The organism is Azoarcus sp. CIB (assembly GCF_001190925.1).
Classification (GTDB): Bacteria; Pseudomonadota; Gammaproteobacteria; order Burkholderiales; family Rhodocyclaceae; genus Aromatoleum.
The window spans coordinates 3119851-3142793 of sequence record NZ_CP011072.1; the positions used below are offsets into that span (position 1 = coordinate 3119851).

A 22943-nucleotide genomic window follows, 5' to 3' on the forward strand; every position below is an offset into this window, starting at 1 on the left:
TGGGCAAACGCATGCCCGTTGGCGCGTGGTGCCGGGAACGGGACTCGAACCCGTACGCCCTAGGGCTGCAGATTTTAAGTCTGCTGTGTCTACCGATTTCACCATCCCGGCCCGCGAGGGCTGGGCATTCTACCGTGCGACGACGCCCCTGCCCAGCATCAACCGGGACGCCGCGACTTACTTCCTTCGTTGGCCAGATGGGGCATCGCGCGATGCAGGTAATAGCCCATCGACCACAAGGTCAGCGCCGCCGCGGCATAGATCAGGATCTCGCCGAACAGCCTGACGTTCAGATGCAACAAGGGTGCGTCATACAGCAGGAGAGGAATCGCGGTCATCTGCGCGGCGGTCTTCAGCTTGCCGACGAACGCAACCGCGACACCCGCGGACTCGCCGATGCGCGCCATCCATTCGCGCAGCGCGGAAATGGTGATCTCACGCCCGATGATGACCACGGCGATGATCGAATCGACGCGCGCAAGCTGCACGAGCAGGATCAGCGCGGCTGCAACCATCAGCTTGTCGGCAACGGGATCGAGGAAGGCGCCAAAGGCCGAGGTCTGGTTCAGCGCCCGCGCGAGGTAGCCGTCGAACCAGTCCGTCACCGCAGCGACGATGAAGATCAGGGTCGCGGCGAGATTCTTCTCCTGCGGATCAAGCCACTGTTCCGGAAGGTAAAAGACGCCGACGAAGAGCGGTATCAGCGCGATGCGCGCCCAGGTCAGCGAGTTCGGGATGTTGATCTGCATTGAGAAGATGACGGAAATGCGACAAATACATGGCTAGTGCAGCGCATTGTATATCGCTTCGGCGAGCTTTCGGCTCACGCCATCGACGCGACACAGGTCCTCGACCGTGGCCGCACGCACGCCGTCGAGCCCGCCGAAGGTCGCGAGCAGGTTGCGCCGCCGGGTCGCACCGACCCCGGGGATGTCCTCGAGGCGCGAGCCAATGCGCGCCTTCGCCCGGCGCGCGCGGTGGCCCGTGATCGCGAAGCGGTGCGCCTCGTCGCGGATTTCCTGAATCAGATGCAGCGCGGGATGATCCGACGCGAGATTCAGCGGAGCGCGCCCGTCCGGGAAGATCAGCGTCTCCAGGCCCGGCTTGCGCTCCTCGCCCTTGGCGACGCCAACCATCGCGATCGACTCGAGCCCGACCTCGGTCAACACTTCGAGTGCAGAACTCACCTGCCCCTTGCCGCCGTCGATCAGAATCAGGTCGGGGCACAGCCCCTCGCCCGCAGCGATCTTGCCGTAGCGGCGCTCCAGCACTTGACGCATCGCCGCGAAGTCGTCGCCGCCGGTGATGCCGGCGATGTTGTAGCGGCGATATTCGGAATTCTTCATCGCGCCATCGACGCACACGACGCAGGACGCGACCGTCGCCTCGCCCATCGTGTGGCTGATGTCGAAACACTCGACGCGGCGCGGCGCCTCCGGCAGGTCCAGCACCTCGCGCAGCGCCTCCAGACGTGCCTCGCTGCGCCCCGTGTCGCGCGCACGGGCGAGAATTGCGAGACGCGCATTATTCTCCGCCATTTCCATCCACGCCTTTTCGGCGGCGCTGCGCGGCATCACCAGGGCGCATGGTTTGTCGCTGATCTCCGCCATCAAGGCCTTGATCGGCTCCAGCGGCACGTCGAGCAACAGGCGCGCCGGCATGCCGTGATCACGGTAATGCTGCTCGACGAAGGCTAGCGCGCCGTCGAGCGCACCGCAGCCCGCCGCGGCGCTCGGGAACTGGGGACGGTCACCGAGGTGCCGGCCGCCCCGCACCATCGCGATATTCACGCAGGTCAGCCCACCCTCCTCGACCGCGGCGATGATGTCGACGTCCTCGTCCCTGCGGCTGTCGACATACTGCCGCTGCAGCACGGCCTGCAGCACGCGCACCTGGTCGCGGATCGCCGCCGCTTCCTCGAACGCTAGCCGCTCGGCGGCGGAGTGCATGCGTGCTGTCAGGTCGGCGATGACCTCGGACGCACGCCCGTCCAGAAAGCGCGCCGCAAGCTTCACGTCGGCCGCGTAGTCGTCACGGTCGATCAGGCCGACACAGGGGGCCGTGCAGCGCTTGATCTGATGCAGCAGGCACGGGCGCGAACGGTTCAGGAACACCGAGTTCTCGCAGGTGCGCAGCTGGAAGGTCTTCTGCAACAGATGGATGCTCTCGCGCACGGCGTAAGCGTTCGGAAAGGGCCCGAAGTAGCGCGCACCCTTCGCGAAGGCTCCCCGATGGTAGGCCAGACGCGGAAACCCGTCGCCCGAGAGTTCGATGTAGGGATACGACTTGTCGTCGCGAAACAGGATGTTGTAGCGCGGAGCGAGGCTCTTGATGAGGTTGTTCTCGAGGATCAGCGCCTCGGCCTCCGAACGCGTCGCCGTCACGTCGACGCGCCGGATCTGCGCGACCATCAGGGCGATGCGCGGACTGGGCTGCGTGCGGAGGAAGTAGCTCGACACCCGCCGCTTGAGATTCTTGGCCTTGCCGACATACAGCACCCGTTCCTCTGCGCCTATCATGCGATAGACACCGGGCTCCTCGGGCACCGTCTTCAGGAAGGCCTTGGCGTCGAAAGGCGCGGCGGGATCGGTCATTGCCGGCGGACTCCGAGCCGGATGAAGGCTCAGGCGAACTCTTCCGGAATCCCCGCGACGGTCCCGCGCGCCTGCTGATAGAGCGGGCTCAGCTCGAGCGCAAAGGAATCGCAGAACTGCGGACGTGCGCGCAAGGCCGCAATGCGTGTGCGACTCTCGGGCTGCACGTCGGGAACCCAGCGGTCCAGCAGATCGGCAGCCAGATCCGAGCGATTGCACACCAGCACCATGTCGCAGCCGGCCGCATAGGCAGCCTTGGCACGCGCGAGGATATCGCCGGCCACCGCGGCCCCTTCCATCGTCAGGTCGTCGCTGAACACGACACCCGTGAAGCCCACGCGTCTGCGCAGCACGTCTTGCAGCCAGAAGGGCGAAAAGCCCGCCGGATTCGGATCTACCTTCGGGTAGATGACGTGGGCGGGCATCACACCGGACAGCTGCCGACCGATGCGATGGCGGTAGGGAACGATGTCCTCGTTCCAGATCGCTTCGAAGTCGCGTTCGTCGATCGGGATTTCGAGGTGCGAATCCGCTTCGACGAAACCATGTCCCGGGAAGTGCTTACCAACGCAGCCCATCCCGGCCTCGGCCATACCTGCAGCAAGAGCCTGAGCCAGCGACGCCGCCACCTGCGGGTCGCGATGGAAGGACCGATCCCCGATCACCCGGCTGCAGCCGTAATCGAGGTCCAGCACGGGCGCAAAACTGAGGTCCACGCCGTGGGCCAGCAGTTCGGACGCGAGCACATAGCCGACGGCGCGCGCCGCATCCAGCGCTGCGACGTGGTCGCCCGCCCACAGCTGCCCGAGCCTGCGCATCGACGGCAAACGCGTGAAGCCGTCAGTGCGGAAACGTTGCACACGCCCGCCTTCGTGGTCGACCGCAATCACCAACGCCGGATCGCGCAACGCGTGGATCTCGGCCGTCAGCGCCGAGAGCTGTTCCGAACCGGTGAAGTTGCGTGCGAACAGGATCACGCCACCGACCAGCGGATCGCACAGGCGTTCGCGCTCCTCGTCGGTGAGCACGGTGCCCGCGACGTCGAGCATCACCGGCCCGAGCGGAAGGCGCAACTTGTCTTGAGTTGTCGAATTCATGGCTTCTCGATCAGCGCAAACGCGACCACGTAATCGGTTTCGTCGCTCAGGCTCAGGTGCGCAGTCAGTCCGCGCTCCCGCATGTAGGCGGCAAGCCCGTCGTCGAACAGGTAAATCGGCTTGCCGAGTTCGTCGTGCCCGACCCGAACCGCATGCAGTGTCGCCGGGACGGCAACGCCGGTCCCAAGGGCCTTGCCGAAGGCCTCCTTGGCAGCAAAACGCTTGGCGAGGAATCGGGCCGGATCACGACTCGCCCGAAAGCCTTCGCGCTCCTCGCCGGCCGGAAGGATGCGCGCGGCGAAGCGCTCGCCGTTGCGCTCCAGGGCAGCGCCCAGGCGGGCGATCTGAACGATATCCGTACCGATCCCGTGAATCATCCGGCGACGCTCAGCAGTCCTGCCCTGCGGCCTCGCGCATCAGGCGCTTCATCTCGCGCACCGCCTCGCGCATGCCCGCGAACACCGCCCGGCTGACGATGGCGTGGCCGATGTGCAGTTCGCGCACGCCTGCGAGCCGGGCGATCGGCTGCACGTTGTAGTAGTTGAGGGCGTGGCCGGCGTTGAAGCGCATGCCCAAGCCGCGGATCGCGTCACCCGCCTCGCGCACCTTTGCGATTTCCGCGAGCACGGATGCACTCTCGGCGTCCCTTCCGGCATTGTGGAAAGCGTGTGCGTAAGGCCCCGTGTGGATCTCGCACACGCGCGCGCCGATGCGCGCTGCGGCGTCGACCTGCGCAATCTCCGCATCGATGAATACGCTCGTGACGATCCCGGCGTCGGCCAGCCGCCCAACCACGGTCTTCAGCCGCGCCTCCTGGGCGACGACATCGAGGCCGCCTTCCGTCGTCACCTCATGCCGGCCCTCGGGCACCAGCATCGCCATCTCCGGCTTCAGGCGGCACGCGATCGCGACCATCTCGTCCGTCGCCGCCATCTCGAGGTTCAACTTGACCTGCGTAAGTTCGCGCAGTCTGCGCACGTCCTCGTCCTGGATGTGGCGCCTGTCCTCGCGCAGATGCACGGTGATGCCGTCCGCGCCGCCGAGATGCGCCTCCACGGCCGCCCATACCGGGTCCGGCTCCCAGGTGCGGCGCGCTTGGCGCAGCGTCGCCACATGGTCGATATTCACGCCGAGTTCGATCACAGCTCCAGCAACTCCTTTAGCACCCGGCGCGACTGCAGCGTCTGCCCGCCGAGGTAATGATTGATCAGCATACGAAGCAAAACCTTGCTCTGGGCAAGCGTTTCGGCGCGGGAAAAATCGTCGCGCTCCATGTCGAGCAGAGTCTGCCCGCTCGTTGCCGGCAAATCGCCCGCGCCCTCCGGCACCGGCACCGGACCGCGCTCGATTATATAGACGTACGCGGCGCCGGGATCGAGCGGCGCACCCGAGTCGCTGTCCGACGCGAGGCCGATGCCGTAACCGAGCTCTTGCAGCAGCGCGAGTTCGAAACGACGAAGAACCGGCTCCTGCGGCTCGCCGCGGCCGAGGGTCGCAATCGCACGGGCGTATGCGTCGAACAGCACGGCATGCGGATCCTCGCGGGCCGTCAGGCGCACGAGCAGCTCGTTCAGGTAGTAACCGCACATCAGCGCACGACCGGCCAGCAAGGGCTGTCCGCCGCAGCGCTCGGCGCGCACGAGCGTCTTCATCTCGCCGCCACCCGACCAATCCAGCAGCAGCGGCTGAAACGCCATGATGACGCCGCGCAGCGCCGACATGGGGCGCCGCGCGCCCTTGGCAACCAATGCGACGCGGCCGTGATCGCGCGAGAAGACTTCGACGATGAGGCTCGTCTCGCGCCAAGGGTGCGTATGCAGGACGAAACCGGGCTGCTGGTCGACGCGCTGCTTCTGGCTCACGACGGCACGCGCCCGCAGGCCTTATTCGTAGCCCAGGCTCTTGAGGGCGCGCTCATCATCCGCCCAGCCGCTCTTCACCTTGACCCACACCTCGAGAAAGACCTTGCCGTCGAACAACTGCTCCAACTCCACGCGCGCTTCCGAGGCAATGCGCTTCAACTGTTCGCCGCCCTTGCCGATGACCATAGCCTTGTGACTGGCACGGTCGACGACGACCGCAGCATGGATGCGACGCAGCTTGCCTTCCGTTTCGAACTTCTCGATCTCCACCGCGATGCCGTAGGGCAGTTCGTCCCCCAGCAGGCGGAAGAGCTTTTCACGCAGGAATTCGGCCGCGAGGAAACGTTCGCTGCGGTCCGTGACCTCGTCCTCGCCGTACATCGGCGCGCCCTCGGGGAGCAGCGGCGTCACCGCCCGGAGCAACTGTTCGACGTTCGTCCCCCGCTCGGCGCTGAGCGGCACGATCTCCGTGAACGGATAGACGTCCTTCACGCGCGCGATGAAGGGCAGCAACTGCGTCTTGTCGGCAAGCCGATCGACCTTGTTGATGACGAGGACTACCTTCCCTTCCTGCGGCAGCACCTCGACCACCTTGCGGTCGTCTTCGCCGAAACGGCCGGCCTCGATCACGAAGAGCACGAGATCGACGTCGGCGAGCACCTGCGACACCGTCCGGTTCATCGAACGGTTGAGCGCATTGCGATGCTTGGTCTGGAAACCCGGCGTATCGACGAAGACGAACTGCGCCTCATCGTTGGTCAGGATGCCCGTGACGCGATGCCGCGTCGTCTGCGCCTTACGCGAGACGATGCTGATCTTCTGCCCGATCAGGCGGTTGAGCAGCGTCGATTTGCCGACGTTGGGCCGTCCGACGATGGCGACGAAACCCGTGCGGAATCCTTCGGGCACTGCGGCAGGTCCGTTTTCCGGGCCGATATTCTCGTTCATGACTTCCTCAACTGCGTCAGCGCGTTCTCGGCCGACTGCTGCTCCGCGGCGCGACGACTCGTGCCCCGCCCGGTGGTACGGATCTTCAGTGCGTTGACCTCGCAGGCGACCTCGAATTCCTGCGCATGCGCCTCGCCATGCACCTTCACCGTCGTGTAGTTCGGCAGCGCCATCCTGCGCCCCTGCAGGTACTCCTGCAACGCAGTTTTCGGGTCTTTGGCTGCCACGCGGGGATCGATATCTGCGATCAGCGGCGCGTACAGACGGTCGATCACCGCTTTCGCCGCGTCGAAACCCCGGTCGAGAAACACCCCCGCGAATATGGCTTCGAGCGCGTCGGCGAGGATGGAGGGCCGCCGGAACCCGCCGCTCTTCAGTTCCCCCTCGCCCAACCGCAGGTACTCGCCGAGATCGAGTTCGCGGGCGACGCGGTGCAGGCCGTCCTGACACACGAGCGAAGCCCGCAGGCGCGACATCTCGCCTTCGTGCAACTCGCCGAAACGCTCGAACAGTGCGATCGCGACGACGCAATTCAGGATGCTGTCGCCGATGAACTCCAGGCGCTCGTTGTTGGGCTGCCCGAAACTGCGGTGCGTAAGCGCCTGTTCCAGCAGCGCGCGGTCCGTGAACTGATGTCCGACGGCGCGCTGGAGACGATCCAGATTGGCTGCCACTATTTCCCGGTCGTCGTCGCTTTGAAGTCAATCAGCAGGCTGACGTTGGACACGACCGGAACCTTGCGCGAATACTCAACGTCGATGACGACCTTGCCGCCCTCTTTCCTGATGTCGAGGTCCGCGCCGGTGACAGTCGACACGTCATCGATTTGCCCGCTGCGCTCGAAACTCCTGCGCATGTCGGCAATCGACGCCCCGCCGTCACCCTCGCCCGCCACCTTATTGATGATGCGCTGGATCGCGAAGTACTCGTTTACCGCCGGAACCGCACGAAAGCCGATCAGCAGCACGAAGCCAAGAAGCCCGCCTACAACCAGTACGCTGATGGGGCTCATGCCCCGTTGCCATTTCTTCACCCGCATGCCGTCTCCGTTTTAGTGGAACCCGCCAATCCGTTTCATGTCGTTGAAGTTGAACCAGATGAAGAACGCCCTGCCGACGATGTTCTCATCCGGAACGAATCCCCAGACGCGGCTGTCGCTGCTCGCGTCGCGGTTGTCGCCCATCACGAAGTAATGCCCTTCGGGTACGGTGCAACGCACGCCGGCCGTAGTATAGGTGCAGTTCTCGCGATGCGGATAATCGAGCACCTGCGGCACGAAGGGCGGCACGTCGCGCTCGATCAGTACCGAATGCTCCGTCGCGCCCAGCTTTTCCTGGAAACGCGGCGAATAGTAGAGGCGATCCGGATGGAGGTAATCGTCCAGCGGCGCGATCGACACCACTTCGCCGTTGATGCGCAGACGCTTGTCGATGTATTCGACCCTGTCACCCGGAAGGCCCACGACACGCTTGATGTAATCCATCGACGGATCGGCCGGATAGCGGAACACCATCACGTCGCCGCGCTTGGGCGAATTCACGTCGACGATCTTCTTGTTGATCACCGGCAGGCGAATGCCATAGGTCCACTTGTTCACGAGGATGAAATCGCCGACGAGCAGCGTCGGAATCATCGATCCGGACGGAATCTTGAACGGCTCGACGATGAACGAGCGCAGGCCGAACACGATCAGGATCACCGGAAAGAAGCTGGCGCCGTATTCGACCCACCAAGGCGCGGGAGCACCGGGCGCGCGACGCTTCTTCGCGTAGAAGTGGTCGATGCCCCAAAGGATCGCGGTTGCCACCAGCAGCAGGAACAACACCAGCGCAAAATTCACACAGTCTCCGTTTCGTCGCGATTCAACGCAGCGCGGCGCAAGGCCCCGCCGCTTACTTGCCTTCGTCCACCCGCAGCACGGAGAGGAAGGCCTCCTGCGGAATTTCGACGTTGCCGACCTGCTTCATGCGCTTCTTGCCTTCCTTCTGCTTCTCGAGCAGCTTCTTCTTCCGCGAGATGTCGCCGCCATAGCACTTCGCCAGCACGTTCTTGCGCAGCGCCTTGATGGTTTCGCGCGCGATGATGTGCGAGCCGATCGCGGCCTGGACGGCGACGTCGAACATCTGGCGCGGAATCAGCGAACGCAGCTTCGCCGCCACTTCACGCCCGCGGTACTGTGCCGAAGCGCGGTGTACGATCACCGACAGCGCATCGACCTTCTCGCCGCCGACCATCATGTCGAGCTTCACGAGATCGGCCGCACGGTACTCCTTGAACTCATAGTCGAGTGACGCGTAGCCGCGCGAAACCGACTTCAGCTTGTCGAAGAAGTCCATGACGACTTCGTTCATCGGCAGGTCGTAGATCAACTGCACCTGACGGCCGTGGTAGCGCATATCGACCTGCACGCCGCGCTTCAGGTTGCACAGCGTGATCACCGGACCGACGTACTCCTGCGGCATGAAGATCGTCGCCGTGATGATGGGCTCGCGAATCTCTGCAACCTTCGACACGTCGGGCAGTTTGGAAGGATTCTCGACATGAATCACTTCGCCGCTGTTCATCACGACCTCATACACGACAGTCGGCGCCGTCGTGATGAGGTTCATATCGAATTCGCGTTCGAGGCGCTCCTGCACGATATCCATGTGCAGCAGGCCGAGGAAGCCGCAGCGGAAGCCGAACCCCAGCGCCTGCGAGACTTCCGGCTCAAACTGCAGCGACGCGTCGTTGAGGCGCAGTTTCTCCAGCGAATCGCGCAACTGATCGTACTCGCTCGATTCGACCGGATACAGGCCCGCGAACACCTGCGGCTTGATCTCCTTGAAACCGGGCAACGCCTCGGACGCAGGTCGGTTCGCGAGCGTCACGGTGTCACCGACCTTGGCCGCCTGCAACTCCTTGATGCCGGCGATGATGAAGCCCACCTCGCCAGCGGACAATTCAGTACGTGCAACCGAGCGCGGCGTGAACACGCCGACCTGGTCGCACGGATACTGGGCACCGTTCGCCATCAGGAGGATCCGGTCCTTCGGCCGCAGCACGCCGTCCACGACGCGCACCAGCATCACGACGCCGACGTAGTTGTCGAACCACGAATCGATGATCAGTGCCTTCAGCGGCGCGGTGGGGTCGCCCTTGGGTGGCGGCACGCGGCGCACGACGGTCTCGAGCACGTCCTCGATGCCCAAGCCGGTCTTCGCCGAACACAGCACTGCTTCGGACGCGTCGACGCCGATCACGTCCTCGATCTCCTGGCGCGCGTTGTCCGGATCCGCCGCGGGCAGGTCGATTTTGTTCAGGACCGGCACGACCTCGACGTTCTGCTCGATCGCCGTGTAGCAGTTCGCGACGGTCTGCGCCTCCACGCCCTGCGACGCATCGACCACGAGCAGCGCACCCTCGCAGGCCGACAGCGAACGGCTCACCTCGTAGGAAAAGTCGACGTGCCCCGGCGTGTCGATCAGGTTCAGGTTGTAGACCTGACCATCCTTCGCCTTGTACTCCAGTGCGGCCGTCTGCGCCTTGATCGTGATCCCGCGCTCGCGCTCGAGGTCCATCGAATCGAGCACCTGCTCCTCCATTTCGCGATCGGAGAGCCCGCCGCAGTAGTGGATGAGCCGATCGGCCAGCGTGGACTTGCCGTGATCGATGTGAGCGATGATGGAGAAATTTCGGATGTGTTGCATGCGCCAACAAAATAAAGGTGCCATGTGGCACCCAGGATGAGTCGGTTGAATCGGCTAAGCCGCGGATTCTAGCGGAAAACGCCCGCAATAGGCACGGATCGCCGCCTCGTCGAGGTGGTAATGACACAGCTCGGTGTTGCCGGCCAGAACGACGGGAACCAGTTCATCCCATTGCGCTTCCAGCGCAGGATCCGCATCAACGTCCAAGACGCGCACGGCCCACCCGAGTTCGGCAGCCAGGGGCAACAACCGGTCGATGAGATCGTGACACAGATGACACCATTCGCGACTCATGACGGTGAATTCGCGCACCACGCTCAATCCCCCGCCCTCAGGGTCACGTAGCTCGCCCCGGAACCGCGGTGCACGAGCAGCGTCACCAACTGGCCGTCCTTGACGTCAGCTGCCAGGCGCGCAAAGCCATCCACTGTCTTCAGCGCGATCTGGCGCCCACCGGACACGATCGCAAGCACGATGTCACCGACCTGCAGGTCAGCACGTGCCGCTGCGCCCTGCACGCGCTCGATAACCAGCCCGTGGTCCACGTTGCGCTCGCGCTTCTGCGCAGGACTCGGCAATCCGAGCACCAGACCCAGCTTGTTCGGTGCCGGTTGCGCGCGCTCGCCCCGGCGCGAGCGCGAAGCGCCTTCGTCGGTCCATTCGCCGACTACGATGTTCATCTCGCGCAGCATACCCGCCCGGTACAGCGACAGACCGACCTGGGATCCGGGACGGCTTGTGGACACGATGCGTGGCAGGTCGCTGGACTCCTCGACCGTCTTGCCGGCAAAGCGCACGATCACGTCACCCTGTTCGATGCCCGCCTTCGCGGCCGGACCACCCGGCTCAACTGCGCTCACGAGCGCCCCTTCCGCACGCGGCAGCGCAAAGGTCTCCGCGAGCGCACGCGTCACTTCCTGGATCGCGACACCGATGCGCCCGCGCTGCACGCGACCGCTGGCCTTGAGCTGGCCCTGGATCTCCATCGCGAGGTTGATCGGGATCGCGAACGACAGCCCCATGAAACCGCCGGTCTGGCTGTAGATCTGCGAGTTGATGCCAACGACCTCGCCTCTTAGGTTGAACAGCGGTCCGCCCGAATTGCCGGGATTGATCGCGACGTCCGTCTGGATGAAGGGAACAAAATTCTCGTCCGGCAGGCTGCGCCCCTTCGCGCTGACGATACCGGCAGTCACCGAATGATCGAAACCGAAGGGCGACCCGATCGCGACGACCCACTCGCCGACCTGGAGTTTGTCCGGATCGCCGATCGCCAGACGCGGAAGGTCGGTCGCATCGATCTTGATCAGCGCCACATCCGAGCGCGCGTCCGCCCCGACCACGCGCGCGCGGAACTCGCGCTTGTCGATCAGGCGGACGATAATTTCCTCCGCCCCATCGATGACATGCGCATTAGTCAGGATATACCCGTCCGCGCTCACGATGAAACCGGATCCCAGAGACTTGTTGTCGGGATCGATGCGGGGATGCTCAGGCTTGCGCGGAATGAAGCGCCGAAAGAAATCGAACATCGGATCGTCCGGCGCAAGCTGGGGGAATCCAGGCCCCACACCCTTCCCCGCCTGCGCAGCGCTGATGTTCACGACGGCCGCACCATGCCGCTGCACGAGCTGCGTGAAATCCGGCAAGGCGATCATGCTGCCCGCGGCACATGCGGTAGAGACGACAAACATGCAGGACAGCGCAAAGACAAATGCGCGCACCAGACGCCCGAAGCTCATTCCTGCACCGCCCCCACCGCACCACATCCTGCGCTCCCGCGCACCATCTCGATCTCGAACGCACGCCGCACGGTACGGCTGCGGAACACCGCGCGATTGACCCCGAACGCGACAGCGAGACCGCCAAGGCCGCCCGCCGCCGCGGTCAGGTCCTGCGCTCCCGGATCGGCGAGCGCGCTGCCAAGCGCAGCGCCGATCAGCAGCAGACCGATGGACAAGCCATAACCCAGCAGCGCGCCCCGCAACGGCGCACCATCGTGCAGCCGCAGGCGCACGAGCTCGCCCGGCCTGACATCGATGGAATTCGAAACCGCAAACACTTCACTCGGGGCCTTCAACGCATACGCGAGGCCGGTCGAGCGACACCCACCCGGCTCGTCGCAGCGTCCGCAGCCCCCCGCCCGCCCGGCAAGGCGAACCCAGGCGTGCCCGCCCTCAACCCGCTCCACCACGCCCTGCGCTTCGTTCATCGCGTCACCGGCTCGATCGCGTCACCCAGACGCTGCACCGAACGCAAGGGCACCTCGCCCAAAGCCGTCACGAGATGCGGACCCACGACACGCTTGTAGATGTTGATCGCGCCACTCGCGAACGGCCCCGGCTCAGCGCGCGCGCCGTCATTCGGCTCGATGAAGACCGAAATCGATGCAAGTCCGTCGCTATACACCATGTGCAGTGCTTCTCCCCGATCCCGGCCGAGGGGTCTGCGCATGACCGACACGAGGGAAAAACCCGCCAGCGGCGCGTTCAGCGCCCAGCCGCTCTCCTCCTTGCGCACTTCGATGCCATTGGCGTGAACGATCCGCCAGTCGCTGCTCTTCGTGATGCGCGAGCGGAAGGCATCGCTGCCGATCTCACCGCCTATCCTGACGTCACTGAAGGTGAATTGCTCGACGATCTCGCCGCGATCATCGACCGTGCGAGCCTTGAGCAAAAGACCCGACTGGAGTTCCGCCCACAGCTGGTAACCGAAGCGCAGGTCGTCTTTCGGTTCGAGGATGATCTGCTGCGCGTCGAGCCCCGCAACCCGGCCCACGCTGCCTTTGCGGATACGGTAATTTTCCGCGAGGCCGCCGAAAGCCACCGGCAATCGGGAAGGAAATGCGCGCCGGGTACCCGGGCGATCGACGATCACGGTCTTCTGGTCCGGCAGCACGCAACGCACTTCGCTGTTGCTGCGGATCACCTCGCGCGGACTGCCGTCGAGCACTTCCAGGCGTTCGTGTTCGCCGTTCGCATCGCTCATGTGCGCGATGCGCGACGTCTCGAAGTTCTTTCCCGACTGATAGATGAAAGTGCCGGAGTAATTCAGGCGCTGACCTGCAGTCGCCATTCGCCCGAGCCAGGACAACGGATCATTCGGAGACTCCGCGATGACCGGCGCTTGCATCAATGCCGCGCAGATCGCCAAAACAGCCGACATCCGCCTCATCGACCACTGTCCTGCCCGACATCGGAAACGGTGCGCACGTGCTGGATCACACCTGATATGGGTCCGCCACCGGACATCGCCTGATGAACAAACACATATTCGCGCGTCGGATCTACCGCAACCGGCGCCGGCGCAACCGCAGCCGGACGCACCACCGTGTGCGCCGCGACGGCAGCCGACGATCGCGCGACGGCAACGCGGCTGCCGGCCCCCGGCCCCTGATCGCGGTACAAGGTATGGGCAACCCACCCCACGGCGGCTACGCCCATCACCGAGGCGGCCAGCGGCATCACGGACTGCCACAGCCGCCCGCCCTCCGCCGGGCCTCGCACAGGAGGCGCAAGCAAGGTGGGCTCCTCGACGATGTTCGCCATGACGCGCCCGACAAAACCGGCGCTCCCGTCACGTTCTCCGCGGAGCACGTCACCGATCAGGCAGTACGCCTCCCAGTCGGTGCGCAATGACCGGTCCCGTCGCATCGACTCGAAAACCGGATGTGCCGATCGCTCGTCGAGGTCACCATCCAGAAGTGCCGACAATCTGTCCTTCATGAGTACCACCTACCAACGTTTATCAGGTGCCGTGTCCAGCAACGGCCGCAGTCTTTCAGCAATCGCCTCGCGTGCACGAAAGATTCGCGAACGCACGGTTCCGATCGGACAATCCATGATGCTGGCAATTTCCTCGTAGCTCAGCCCTTCGAGTTCCCGAAGCATGATCGCCGTACGCAACTCCTCAGGCAGCGCCTCCATCGCCTGATCGACGGTCTCGCCGATCTGCCGCGTCATCATCAAACGTTCCGGCGTATTGATGTCGCGCAACTGCTCGCCTTCCTCGAAAGTCTCCGCCTCTTCCGAATCGAATCCGGTCGAGGTGGGCGCCCGTCGGCCTTGCGAAACCAGATAGTTCTTGGCGGTATTGATCCCGATACGGTAAAGCCACGTGTAAAAAGCGCTGTCGCCCCGAAACGACCCCAAGGCGCGATACGCCTTGATGAAGGTTTCCTGGGCCACGTCTTCGACCTCTGCCGAATCGCGGATCAAGCGGGACAGCAGCCTGTGCAACTTGCGTTGGTACTTTGCTACCAGCAAGCCGAAAGCCTGCTTGTCACCGCGCTGCACGCGCTCGACAAGCTGCTGATCTATCTCGCGATCGCTCATGGGCGGGTCGTTTCTCTATGTTGTGCAAAATCCGCGCCAGTATAGCGACCCCGCCCCGTCTCCGGCAAAGTCGAATCTAACAAGAAGACCGACACGACTTGAAATAGTTCAGACCGCAAAGTGGTTTTCCCGCGCGCGCAAAGGGCACGGCGACCGACGTCCCGGAGCGGCATATCGAACGTGATATAGTTGAAGAACCTGTCGATTCCTGGCACATACGATCTTGTCAAAACAATACGACGTACTCATCCTCGGCAGTGGTGCCGCAGGGCAATCGATCGCCCTGCGCCTGGCGGACAGTCTTCGAGTCGCCCTCGTCACCAAACGCGCGATCTCCGACAGCGCTAGCGCTTGGGCGCAGGGCGGCATCGCTGCGGTCCTCGACACCTCCGACAGTATCGAAGCCCATATCCAGGACACCTATATCGCGGGCGGCGGCCTGTGCGATCCGAAGGCCACGCGCTTTGTCGTCGAACACGGGAAGGCGGCCATCGAATGGCTGATCGGACGCGGCGTCCCCTTCACGCGCGAAGACCAGTCGAGCCTCGGATACCACCTCACGCGCGAAGGCGGCCACTCGCACCGGCGCATCATCCATGCGGCGGACGCCACCGGCGCTGCGGTGCAGGCAACGCTGACCGAGCAGGTCAGCAAGCATCCCAATATCGACATCCTTGAAAACCACATTGCCGTCGACCTGATTCTCGGCGACAAGCTGGGCCTGCCCGACCGGGGCTGCCTTGGCGCCTATGTGCTCGACATCGCCAACGACCGCGTCGAGACGATCGGTGCCCGCAATACCGTCATCGCGACCGGCGGGGCTGGCAAGGTCTATCTATATACGACCAACCCCAGCGTCGCGACCGGCGACGGGATCGCCATGGCATGGCGGGCCGGTTGCCGCGCTGCGAACATGGAATTCATCCAGTTCCATCCGACCTGCCTTTATCATCCGCAAGCGAAATCCTTCCTGATATCGGAAGCCGTGCGCGGTGAAGGGGGCCTGCTGAAGCTTCCCGACGGCACCCGATTCATGCCGGCGCACGATGCCCGCGCGGAACTGGCTCCCCGCGACATCGTCGCCCGCGCCATCGACTTCGAGATGAAGAAGCACGGTCTCGACTGCGTCTATCTCGATATCAGCCACAAGCCGGCGGAATGGTTGCGCGAGCATTTTCCCAATATTCACGCGCGCTGCCTGGAACTGGGAATCGACATCACGCGTGAGGGAATTCCCGTCGTCCCCGCGGCTCACTACACCTGCGGGGGCATCGTTACCGATCTTGCCGCACGTACCGACGTGCCCGGCCTCTACTCCGTCGGCGAATCGGCGTACACGGGCCTTCACGGCGCGAACCGCCTCGCCAGCAACTCGCTCCTCGAGTGTCTGGTCTTTGGCGAGGCGGCAGCGAACGACATCCTTTCCCAACCGCGCCGCCCCCTGCCCCGGCTCCCGGACTGGGACGAGAGCCGCGTGACCGACGCCGACGAAGAAGTCGTGATCTCGCACAACTGGGCGGAACTGCGGCGCTTCATGTGGGACTATGTCGGCATCGTGCGCACGACCAAGCGCCTGCAGCGCGCGCAGCACCGCATCCGCCTACTGTCGCGCGAAATCAACGAGTTCTATTCGCACTTCCGCGTCAGCAACGATCTGATCGAACTGCGCAACCTCGTCGTCACTGCCGACCTGATCGTGCGCTGCGCCTTGCGCCGCAAGGAAAGCCGCGGCCTGCACAGCTCGCGCGATTACCCCGACACGCTGCCGGTCGCACGCCCCACCGTCCTGCGACCGCACCGACGCTGAGGACCCACCCCCGCCGGAACGGATTCGCAGCCGCGGACTTAGCGCTGCGCGGATGCATCGCCCCCGGACTCGTCCGTCCGGGCAGCGCCGGCCTTGTGCCTGAGCCAAATCTTCAGCCCTCGCCACTCGTCGTCGCCGACGTTTCCTGGCACGAGCATCAGCGCCCCGCGCATCGGTCTGCGAGGCGAACGTCGCACCCGCGTACCGCGCCAGTGAATCCACACCGCCCAGCCGAAATCGACGCAACCCGGCTCGGGCACCGCGTACACCAATCGGCGCCCGTGGCCATCGGGATCCATGCACAGTTCGCCATCGTCCTCGAGGACCAGACGCACGCACGCCTTTTCCCTTTCGGCACGGATCGTCGAGCGCAGCGAGATTCCCAGTCCCGCGACGGCGACGATGACGAGCGGCAGCGGAAAGGACGAACGCAGAAATGCAAACGCCGCGATCGTATGGATCGCGGCGTTCAACAGAAATATCAGCCTCGACGGGCGAAGCCGGATTTCAAGCGGGTAGCGCACGGGCTACCGTACCGGTGACTCAGACGCGGCGGAACGCGATGGTTCCGTTGGTGCCGCCAAAGCCGAACGAGTTCGACAGCGCGGCGCGGATCTCCATCGGGCGTGCCTTGTTCGCGACATAGTCGAGATCGCAGCCTTCGTCCTGCTCGAAGATGTTGATCGTCGGCGGAGCAATCTGGTGATGGATCGCCAACGTTGTGAACACCGCCTCCACGCCCCCGGCTGCGCCCAGCAGGTGACCGGTCATCGACTTGGTCGAATTCACCGCGATCGACTTGGCGCGGTCACCAAAGCAACGCTTGACTGCCGTCGTTTCGGCCAGATCGCCGAGCGGCGTCGACGTACCGTGCGCGTTGATATAGTCGACCTCGTCGAGTGCCATGCCGGCATCGCGCATCGCATTCGTCATGCAGCGCGCTGCACCGTTGCCGTCCTCGCACGGGGCGGTCATGTGGTAGGCGTCGGCGCTCATGCCGAAGCCGGCGACTTCGGCATAGATCTTCGCGCCACGCGCCTTCGCATGCTCATACTCTTCGAGCACGAGTACGCCGGCCCCCTCACCAAGCACGAAGCCGTCGCGCCCCTTGTCCCACGGACGGCTCGCCGTCTGCGGGTCGTCGTTGCGCGTGGAAAGCGCACGGGCCGAGGCGAAACCACCGACGGCCAGCGGCGTCACGGTTGACTCGGCGCCACCGGCGATCATCACGTCGGCGTCGCCGTACTGGATGAGACGCGCGGCTTCGCCGATGCAGTGCGTGGCTGTCGTGCAGGCAGTAACCATCGCCAGGCAAGGCCCCTTCAGGCCGAACATGATCGACAGGTTGCCCGCGATCATGTTGATGATCGTTCCGGGGATGAAGAACGGGGAAATCTTGCGTGCCCCCCCCTTCAGGTAATCGTCGTGGGTGGATTCGATCATCGGCAGGCCGCCGATGCCCGAGCCCAGATTCACGCCGATACGCTCGGCGTTCTCGGCGGTAACCTGCAGGCCGGCATCCTTGAACGCCTGGATGCCGGCGGCCATGCCGTAATGGATGAACACATCCATACGGCGGGCCTCCTTCGGCGAAAGATATGCGTCGATGTCGAACCCCTTCACCTCACCGGCGATCTTCACCGGGAAGTTCGTGGTATCGAAACGCGTGATTTCGCCGATACCGGAGCGGCCGTTGACAATGTTGTCCCAGGCCTCCGGAACGGTATTGCCGACCGGGGAAATGATGCCCAGACCGGTAATGACGACTCTGCGACGGGTCAATGTTCGCTCCGGTAATCAGTCTTACTTCTTCAGGTGGGCGTTGACGTAGTCAATCGCCTGCTGAACCGTGGTGATCTTCTCAGCTTCCTCGTCCGGGATTTCGCACTCGAACTCTTCCTCGAGGGCCATGACCAGTTCCACGGTATCCAGCGAATCCGCGCCCAGATCGTCGACGAACGAGGACTCGATCTTGATTTCCGACTCGTTCACACCAAGTTGTTCGGCGACAATTTTCTTGACGCGCTGCTCGATGTTCTCCATGAACTAACTCCTTCCCAGAATGATCCAGATATGTAAGAAAAAAAGCCGGCGTATTCTACCAAAAAGGATGAGAACCGCTATCGCCGCCGGTGATTACGACATGTACATGCCGCCATTCACGTGCAAGGTCGTGCCCGTCACGTAGGCGGCTGCGGGCGATGCCAGGAAGGCCACCGCCCCAGCGATTTCTTCAGGACGTCCCAGCCGGCCGAGGGCGATGTTGCCCAGCAGCGCGTCGCGGGCCGTTTCGGGCAGCGCACGGGTCATGTCGGTGTCGATGAAGCCAGGAGCCACGCAATTGACGGTGATATTGCGGCTACCCAGCTCACGCGCCAGCGCACGACTCATGCCGGCCACGCCGGCCTTTGCCGCCGCGTAGTTCGCCTGCCCGGGGTTGCCGGCGCTGCCGACAACGGACGTAATGTTGATGATGCGGCCGCCGCGGGCCTTCATCATGCCACGCATGACGAGACGCGACATGCGGAACACCGCTTTCAAGTTAGTGTCGATGACGGCATCCCACTCGTCGTCCTTCATGCGCATCGCGAGGTTGTCGCGCGTGATGCCGGCATTGTTCACGAGGATGCCGACGGCACCGAAGCGCTTCTCGATGTCGCCAATGGCCGCTTCGCACGCAGCCGCGTCGGTGACGTTGAGCGCCATCCCGCACCCCTTGATGCCGGCTTCCTGCAGACCATTTTCAATATCGGCGGCACCGGCTTCCGAAGTTGCCGTACCGACGACAGTCGCACCCAGACGGCCCAGTTCGAGCGCCACGGCGCGTCCGATCCCGCGGGACGCACCGGTCACAAGGGCCACCTGCCCCTCGAGCGAAAAACTCATTGAAATCACCTCAAGGCCGCAATGGATTGTTCGAGACTCGCAGCGTCGTGAATCGAGCCGCCCTGCACGTCGCCCGCGATCCGCTTCGTCATACCCGCAAGGACCTTGCCCGGACCACACTCGATGACGTGTCCCATGCCGCGGCGCGCCATCTCCTGCACCAGCTCGATCCAGCGCACCGGCGAGAAGGCCTGGCGCACGAGCGCGTCACGGATCCTGGCCGGATCGTCATACACGGCAACGTCCACGTTGTTGATCACCGCAATCTCGGGTTTGCCGATCGTTACCGACGCGAGTCGCTCGGCGAGTCGCTCCGCCGCCGGCTTCATCAGCGCGCAGTGGAACGGGGCGCTCACCGGCAGCAGCATCGCGCGCTTGGCGCCGCGTGCCTTCGCTGCCTCGATCGCACGCTCGACCGCGCCCTTGGCGCCGGCGATTACGATCTGACCGGGGGCGTTCAGGTTCGCAGCCTCGACGACTTCGCCCTGCGCCGCTTCGGCACAGGCTTCACGGACAGCGTCGACTTCCAGACCCAGCAACGCTGCCATGCCGCCTTCGCCGGCAGGAACGGCCTCCTGCATCGCCTGAGCGCGGAAACGCACAAGGGGCACCGCATCGGAGAAGGCCATCGCACCGGCAGCGACGAGGGCGGAATACTCGCCGAGACTGTGACCCGCAACCAATTGCGGCTTGGGACCGCCCGCAGCAAGCCAGGCGCGATATGCAGCCACACCGGCCGTGAGCATCAGAGGCTGGGTATTGACGGTCAGCACGAGACGCTCGGCAGGCCCTTCATTGGCCATCTGCCAAAGATCCTCTCCGAGCGCATCGGATGCCTCGGCGAAGGTGTCACGGATTTCGGCGCGCTCACCGTAGCCCGCCATCATTCCAACGGATTGGGACCCCTGTCCCGGGAACACCAGAGCAAAAGCCATTGATCTTGTCCTGTCTCAGAATTGGAGCAGCGCAGCGCCCCACGTGAAGCCACCGCCGACGCCTTCGACGATGATCCGCTGGCCCGCACGGATACGCCCGTCGCGCACGGCCAGATCGAGGGCGAGCGGGATCGATGCCGCCGACGTGTTGCCATGCCGATCGACCGTCGCAATGACCTTGTCCATCGGCACACCGAGCCGCTTCGCGGTCGCCTGGATGATGCGGATGTTGGCCTGATGCGGGATCAGCCAATCGACCGTCTCGGCCTGCACACCAGCGGCGGCGAGAACCTCGTGCGCGACCTCGCCCAACACCTTGACCGCAAACTTGAACACCGCCTGGCCGTCCATACGCAGGAAGGGGTCTCCGATCACCTGACCTGAGGCGACCGCGCCCGGCACGCACAGGATGGGGTGATGGCTGCCGTCTGCGTGCAGTGCAGTCGCCAGGATGCCCGGCGCATCGGACGCCTCGAGCACGACTGCGCCCGCCCCATCGCCGAACAGCACGCAGGTGCCGCGGTCAGACCAGTCGAGGATGCGCGAGAATACTTCCGCGCCAACCACCAGCGCGCGCTTGTGACTCCCCGAGCGGATGAACTTCTCGGCGATCGTCAACCCATAGACAAAACCGGTACAAACGGCCTGCACGTCGAACGCCGCGGCGCCGTTACGCATCCCCAGCTTTGCCTGCAGCAGGGTCGCAGTGCTCGGGAAGATGCAGTCCGGAGTGGAGGTCGCGACGACGACGAGATCGATGTCCTCGGGCTGCAGGCCCGCGGCCGCGATGGCGCGGCGGCTCGCTTCGCAGGCGAGATCGCTCGACGTGACGTCGCTGGCCGCGAGGTGACGGGTACGGATACCCGTGCGCTCGACGATCCATTCATCCGACGTATCGATTCCGCGAGTGACGAGATCGTCGTTACTGACAGGCTCGCCCGGCAGGAAACTTCCGGTGCCGGCGATTCGTGCATAGATCATGCTGCTCTCCCCATGGCCGTCATGCGCTCGCTAATGCGCTCAACGAGGCGGTTCGACGCAGCCTCGGCAGCCCGGTGAATGGCCTGCTCGAACGCATATGTGTCGGCAGAGCCGTGGCTCTTGACCACCACGCCGCGCAGACCGACCAGGGCCGCACCGTTATAACGACGGTGATCGACGCGGCGCTTGAAACGCTTGAGCGCGGGCATCGCAACGACCGCCATGACCTTGGTCAGCAGGCTGCGGCTGAATTCCTCCTTGAGGAATGCGGCAAGCATCTGCGCCAACCCCTCGGATGTCTTCAACGCCACATTGCCGACAAACCCGTCGCACACGACAACGTCGGTCGTCCCCTTATAGATGTCGTCGCCTTCCACGTTGCCGTAAAAGTTCAGGCCGCTTCCGCGCAGCAGTTCGCCGGCGCGTTTGACGACATCGTTACCCTTGATCGCCTCTTCGCCGATGTTGAGCAGCCCTACTGACGGGCGGTCGACGTGCTCGACCGCAGACACGAGCATTGCCCCCATGATGCCGAACTGGAGCAGGTGCTCGGGCTCGCAATCAACGTTAGCGCCGAGGTCGAGCACATACACCTGCCCCTTGCGCGTGGGCAGGATTGTCGCGATCGCGGGCCGGTCGATGCCGTCGAGCGTCTTGAGGACGAAACGCGAGATCGCCATCAGGGCGCCGGTATTCCCGGCCGACACTGCCGCCTGGGCCGTGCCGGCCTTCACCAGATCCACCGCGACGCGCATCGAGGAATCCTTCTTCTTGCGCATCGCGATCGCTGGCGGATCGTCCATTTCGACGACCTCGGACGCCGCACGGACCGACAAACGACCCGCGAAACCATTGCCGATGGCCGCCACGGCCTGATCGAGCGCGTCCTGACGCCCGACCAGAATCACCTTGGCCTCGGGATGGTTGCGCAGGAAGGCGCGCGCGGCCGGCACCGTCACGGACGGGCCATGATCGCCGCCCATGCAATCTATCGCAACGGTGACACCCATGGAACTTTCGTGCACCTCGAACAGGGACTCGGGATGAAAAAACGGCGCAGACGCCCTAAGCGCCGCGCCGCCTTGGAAGACAGGACTTATTCGCCCTTGGTCTTGACGACTTTCTTGCCGCGATACACACCGCTCGGGCTGATGTGATGACGCAGGTGGACTTCGCCGGTGGTCGCTTCGACAGCGAGCGGCGGATTGGTCAGGAAGTCGTGGGCACGATGCATGCCACGCTTGGAGGGGGATTTCTTGTTCTGCTGAACGGCCATGAAAAACTCCTAGTACAAATATCGCGCCTATTCCGCGCCGTCGGTCTTGCGCAACTTCTCAAGCGACGCGAAAGGCGATTCCTTTACGGCACCACCGTCGGGGCGGGGCGCCTCACACTTTTCATGCCGAGGCGCAATAGGCACCGCCAGCACGATCTCATCCTCGACCAACGCCTTCACATCCATATCCGGCGTCGCCTCAATTGCATCGAACTCGTCTTCTTCCAACTCGTCGTCCGCGATCGGCTGACCGGGCCTGACCAACTCGAATAGCGCATCCACCTCCAGCGGCCAAACCATCGAACCAAGGCAGCGCTGGCATCGCACCTGCAACTCGCCAGAAATGGCGAGCCGCACGCGCGGCTTGCGATCGAGCCCCACCTCGCCAACTAGGCTGAACTGCACGCTACCGGACTTATCCAGCAACACGTCGCCGAGTCGTGGCAACTCCACCAGCGGAATGACCCCACTCAGGCTGCGGCCTTCGGCTGCGAACTTGAACGGGTCCGGAAGAACGCTTCGTTGCGACATAAG

At 64.2% G+C, this 22943-nt stretch carries 27 protein-coding genes and 1 tRNA gene; 1 reads left to right on the forward strand and 27 read right to left on the reverse strand.

The window, feature by feature from the left end; all coding sequences use genetic code 11:
- Positions 1-26: 26 nt before the first annotated feature.
- The 18 genes from AzCIB_RS13770 to rpoE form a co-directional block, all read right to left on the reverse strand.
- Positions 27-111: transfer RNA gene (locus tag AzCIB_RS13770), tRNA-Leu, on the reverse strand.
- Positions 112-158: 47 nt separating this feature from the next.
- Positions 159-749, reverse strand: coding sequence for a CDP-diacylglycerol--glycerol-3-phosphate 3-phosphatidyltransferase (gene pgsA / locus AzCIB_RS13775; RefSeq protein ID WP_050416419.1), 591 nt, complete (start codon positions 747-749; stop codon positions 159-161).
- Positions 750-782: 33 nt separating this feature from the next.
- On the reverse strand, positions 783-2594 hold the full coding sequence (gene uvrC, locus AzCIB_RS13780) for an excinuclease ABC subunit UvrC (RefSeq protein ID WP_050416420.1): 1812 nt from the start codon (positions 2592-2594) through the stop codon (positions 783-785).
- Positions 2595-2623: 29 nt separating this feature from the next.
- Positions 2624-3691, reverse strand: coding sequence for a beta-N-acetylhexosaminidase (gene nagZ / locus AzCIB_RS13785; protein ID WP_050416421.1), 1068 nt, complete (start codon positions 3689-3691; stop codon positions 2624-2626).
- Positions 3688-4068 (reverse strand): holo-ACP synthase, encoded by a 381-nt coding sequence (gene acpS / locus AzCIB_RS13790; RefSeq protein ID WP_050416422.1) that lies wholly within the window; start codon positions 4066-4068, stop codon positions 3688-3690. Before acpS ends, nagZ begins: the two co-directional genes overlap by 4 nt.
- A gap of 10 nt (positions 4069-4078) precedes the next feature.
- The gene (locus tag AzCIB_RS13795) at positions 4079-4834 is read right to left on the reverse strand and encodes a pyridoxine 5'-phosphate synthase (protein ID WP_050416423.1); all 756 of its coding nucleotides are present in this window, start codon (positions 4832-4834) and stop codon (positions 4079-4081) included.
- Positions 4831-5553 (reverse strand): DNA repair protein RecO, encoded by a 723-nt coding sequence (recO, locus tag AzCIB_RS13800; RefSeq protein ID WP_050416424.1) that lies wholly within the window; start codon positions 5551-5553, stop codon positions 4831-4833. The genes AzCIB_RS13795 and recO overlap by 4 nt, the downstream gene beginning before the upstream one ends.
- A 21-nt stretch (positions 5554-5574) precedes the next feature.
- Positions 5575-6501, reverse strand: coding sequence for a GTPase Era (era, locus tag AzCIB_RS13805; RefSeq protein WP_050416425.1), 927 nt, complete (start codon positions 6499-6501; stop codon positions 5575-5577).
- Complete coding sequence (gene rnc / locus AzCIB_RS13810; protein WP_050416426.1) at positions 6498-7175, reverse strand: ribonuclease III; 678 nt, start codon at positions 7173-7175, stop codon at positions 6498-6500. The genes era and rnc overlap by 4 nt, the downstream gene beginning before the upstream one ends.
- Positions 7175-7540, reverse strand: coding sequence for a DUF4845 domain-containing protein (locus AzCIB_RS13815; protein ID WP_050416427.1), 366 nt, complete (start codon positions 7538-7540; stop codon positions 7175-7177). The genes rnc and AzCIB_RS13815 overlap by 1 nt, the downstream gene beginning before the upstream one ends.
- Positions 7541-7552: 12 nt before the next feature.
- Positions 7553-8341 (reverse strand): signal peptidase I, encoded by a 789-nt coding sequence (lepB, locus tag AzCIB_RS13820; RefSeq protein WP_050416428.1) that lies wholly within the window; start codon positions 8339-8341, stop codon positions 7553-7555.
- A gap of 52 nt (positions 8342-8393) precedes the next feature.
- Positions 8394-10190: a translation elongation factor 4 gene (gene lepA, locus AzCIB_RS13825; RefSeq protein WP_050416429.1), complete on the reverse strand. Its 1797-nt coding sequence runs from the start codon at positions 10188-10190 to the stop codon at positions 8394-8396.
- A gap of 54 nt (positions 10191-10244) precedes the next feature.
- On the reverse strand, positions 10245-10505 hold the full coding sequence (locus AzCIB_RS13830) for a glutaredoxin family protein (RefSeq protein WP_232299441.1): 261 nt from the start codon (positions 10503-10505) through the stop codon (positions 10245-10247).
- A gap of 2 nt (positions 10506-10507) precedes the next feature.
- On the reverse strand, positions 10508-11932 hold the full coding sequence (locus AzCIB_RS13835) for a Do family serine endopeptidase (protein ID WP_050416430.1): 1425 nt from the start codon (positions 11930-11932) through the stop codon (positions 10508-10510).
- A complete protein-coding gene (locus tag AzCIB_RS13840; RefSeq protein ID WP_050416431.1) occupies positions 11929-12402 on the reverse strand; it encodes a SoxR reducing system RseC family protein in 474 nt (157 codons plus the stop codon). The genes AzCIB_RS13835 and AzCIB_RS13840 overlap by 4 nt, the downstream gene beginning before the upstream one ends.
- Complete coding sequence (locus AzCIB_RS13845; RefSeq protein ID WP_050416432.1) at positions 12399-13364, reverse strand: MucB/RseB C-terminal domain-containing protein; 966 nt, start codon at positions 13362-13364, stop codon at positions 12399-12401. The genes AzCIB_RS13840 and AzCIB_RS13845 overlap by 4 nt, the downstream gene beginning before the upstream one ends.
- Positions 13361-13915 (reverse strand): sigma-E factor negative regulatory protein, encoded by a 555-nt coding sequence (locus AzCIB_RS13850; RefSeq protein WP_050418376.1) that lies wholly within the window; start codon positions 13913-13915, stop codon positions 13361-13363. Before AzCIB_RS13850 ends, AzCIB_RS13845 begins: the two co-directional genes overlap by 4 nt.
- A 9-nt stretch (positions 13916-13924) precedes the next feature.
- On the reverse strand, positions 13925-14524 hold the full coding sequence (rpoE, locus tag AzCIB_RS13855; protein WP_050416433.1) for an RNA polymerase sigma factor RpoE: 600 nt from the start codon (positions 14522-14524) through the stop codon (positions 13925-13927).
- Between the two features lie 223 nt (positions 14525-14747).
- Here rpoE and nadB point away from each other — a divergent pair, with 223 nt between their 5' ends.
- On the forward strand, positions 14748-16331 hold the full coding sequence (gene nadB / locus AzCIB_RS13860) for an L-aspartate oxidase (protein WP_050416434.1): 1584 nt from the start codon (positions 14748-14750) through the stop codon (positions 16329-16331).
- 38 nt (positions 16332-16369) lie between these two features.
- On the opposite strand, the gene AzCIB_RS13865 is transcribed toward nadB, so the two are convergent.
- From AzCIB_RS13865 to AzCIB_RS13905, 9 genes are all read right to left on the reverse strand, one after another.
- Positions 16370-16855 (reverse strand): protein YgfX, encoded by a 486-nt coding sequence (locus tag AzCIB_RS13865; protein ID WP_353611518.1) that lies wholly within the window; start codon positions 16853-16855, stop codon positions 16370-16372.
- 19 nt (positions 16856-16874) lie between these two features.
- Positions 16875-18113: a beta-ketoacyl-ACP synthase II gene (gene fabF, locus AzCIB_RS13870; protein WP_050416436.1), complete on the reverse strand. Its 1239-nt coding sequence runs from the start codon at positions 18111-18113 to the stop codon at positions 16875-16877.
- Positions 18114-18134: 21 nt separating this feature from the next.
- Positions 18135-18374, reverse strand: coding sequence for an acyl carrier protein (acpP, locus tag AzCIB_RS13875; protein ID WP_004255952.1), 240 nt, complete (start codon positions 18372-18374; stop codon positions 18135-18137).
- Positions 18375-18467: 93 nt separating this feature from the next.
- Positions 18468-19217 carry a 3-oxoacyl-ACP reductase FabG gene (gene fabG, locus AzCIB_RS13880; RefSeq protein ID WP_050416437.1) on the reverse strand — a complete coding sequence of 250 codons (750 nt, stop codon included), beginning with the start codon at positions 19215-19217 and terminating at the stop codon, positions 18468-18470.
- Positions 19218-19222: 5 nt separating this feature from the next.
- On the reverse strand, positions 19223-20152 hold the full coding sequence (fabD, locus tag AzCIB_RS13885; RefSeq protein ID WP_050416438.1) for an ACP S-malonyltransferase: 930 nt from the start codon (positions 20150-20152) through the stop codon (positions 19223-19225).
- 15 nt (positions 20153-20167) lie between these two features.
- Positions 20168-21133 (reverse strand): beta-ketoacyl-ACP synthase III, encoded by a 966-nt coding sequence (locus AzCIB_RS13890; protein WP_050416439.1) that lies wholly within the window; start codon positions 21131-21133, stop codon positions 20168-20170.
- Positions 21130-22143, reverse strand: coding sequence for a phosphate acyltransferase PlsX (gene plsX / locus AzCIB_RS13895; protein ID WP_050416440.1), 1014 nt, complete (start codon positions 22141-22143; stop codon positions 21130-21132). Before plsX ends, AzCIB_RS13890 begins: the two co-directional genes overlap by 4 nt.
- A gap of 86 nt (positions 22144-22229) precedes the next feature.
- A complete protein-coding gene (gene rpmF / locus AzCIB_RS13900) occupies positions 22230-22409 on the reverse strand; it encodes a 50S ribosomal protein L32 (protein WP_018992335.1) in 180 nt (59 codons plus the stop codon).
- A gap of 27 nt (positions 22410-22436) precedes the next feature.
- The gene (locus AzCIB_RS13905) at positions 22437-22940 is read right to left on the reverse strand and encodes a YceD family protein (protein ID WP_050416441.1); all 504 of its coding nucleotides are present in this window, start codon (positions 22938-22940) and stop codon (positions 22437-22439) included.
- Between the last annotated feature and the right edge of the window lie 3 nt (positions 22941-22943).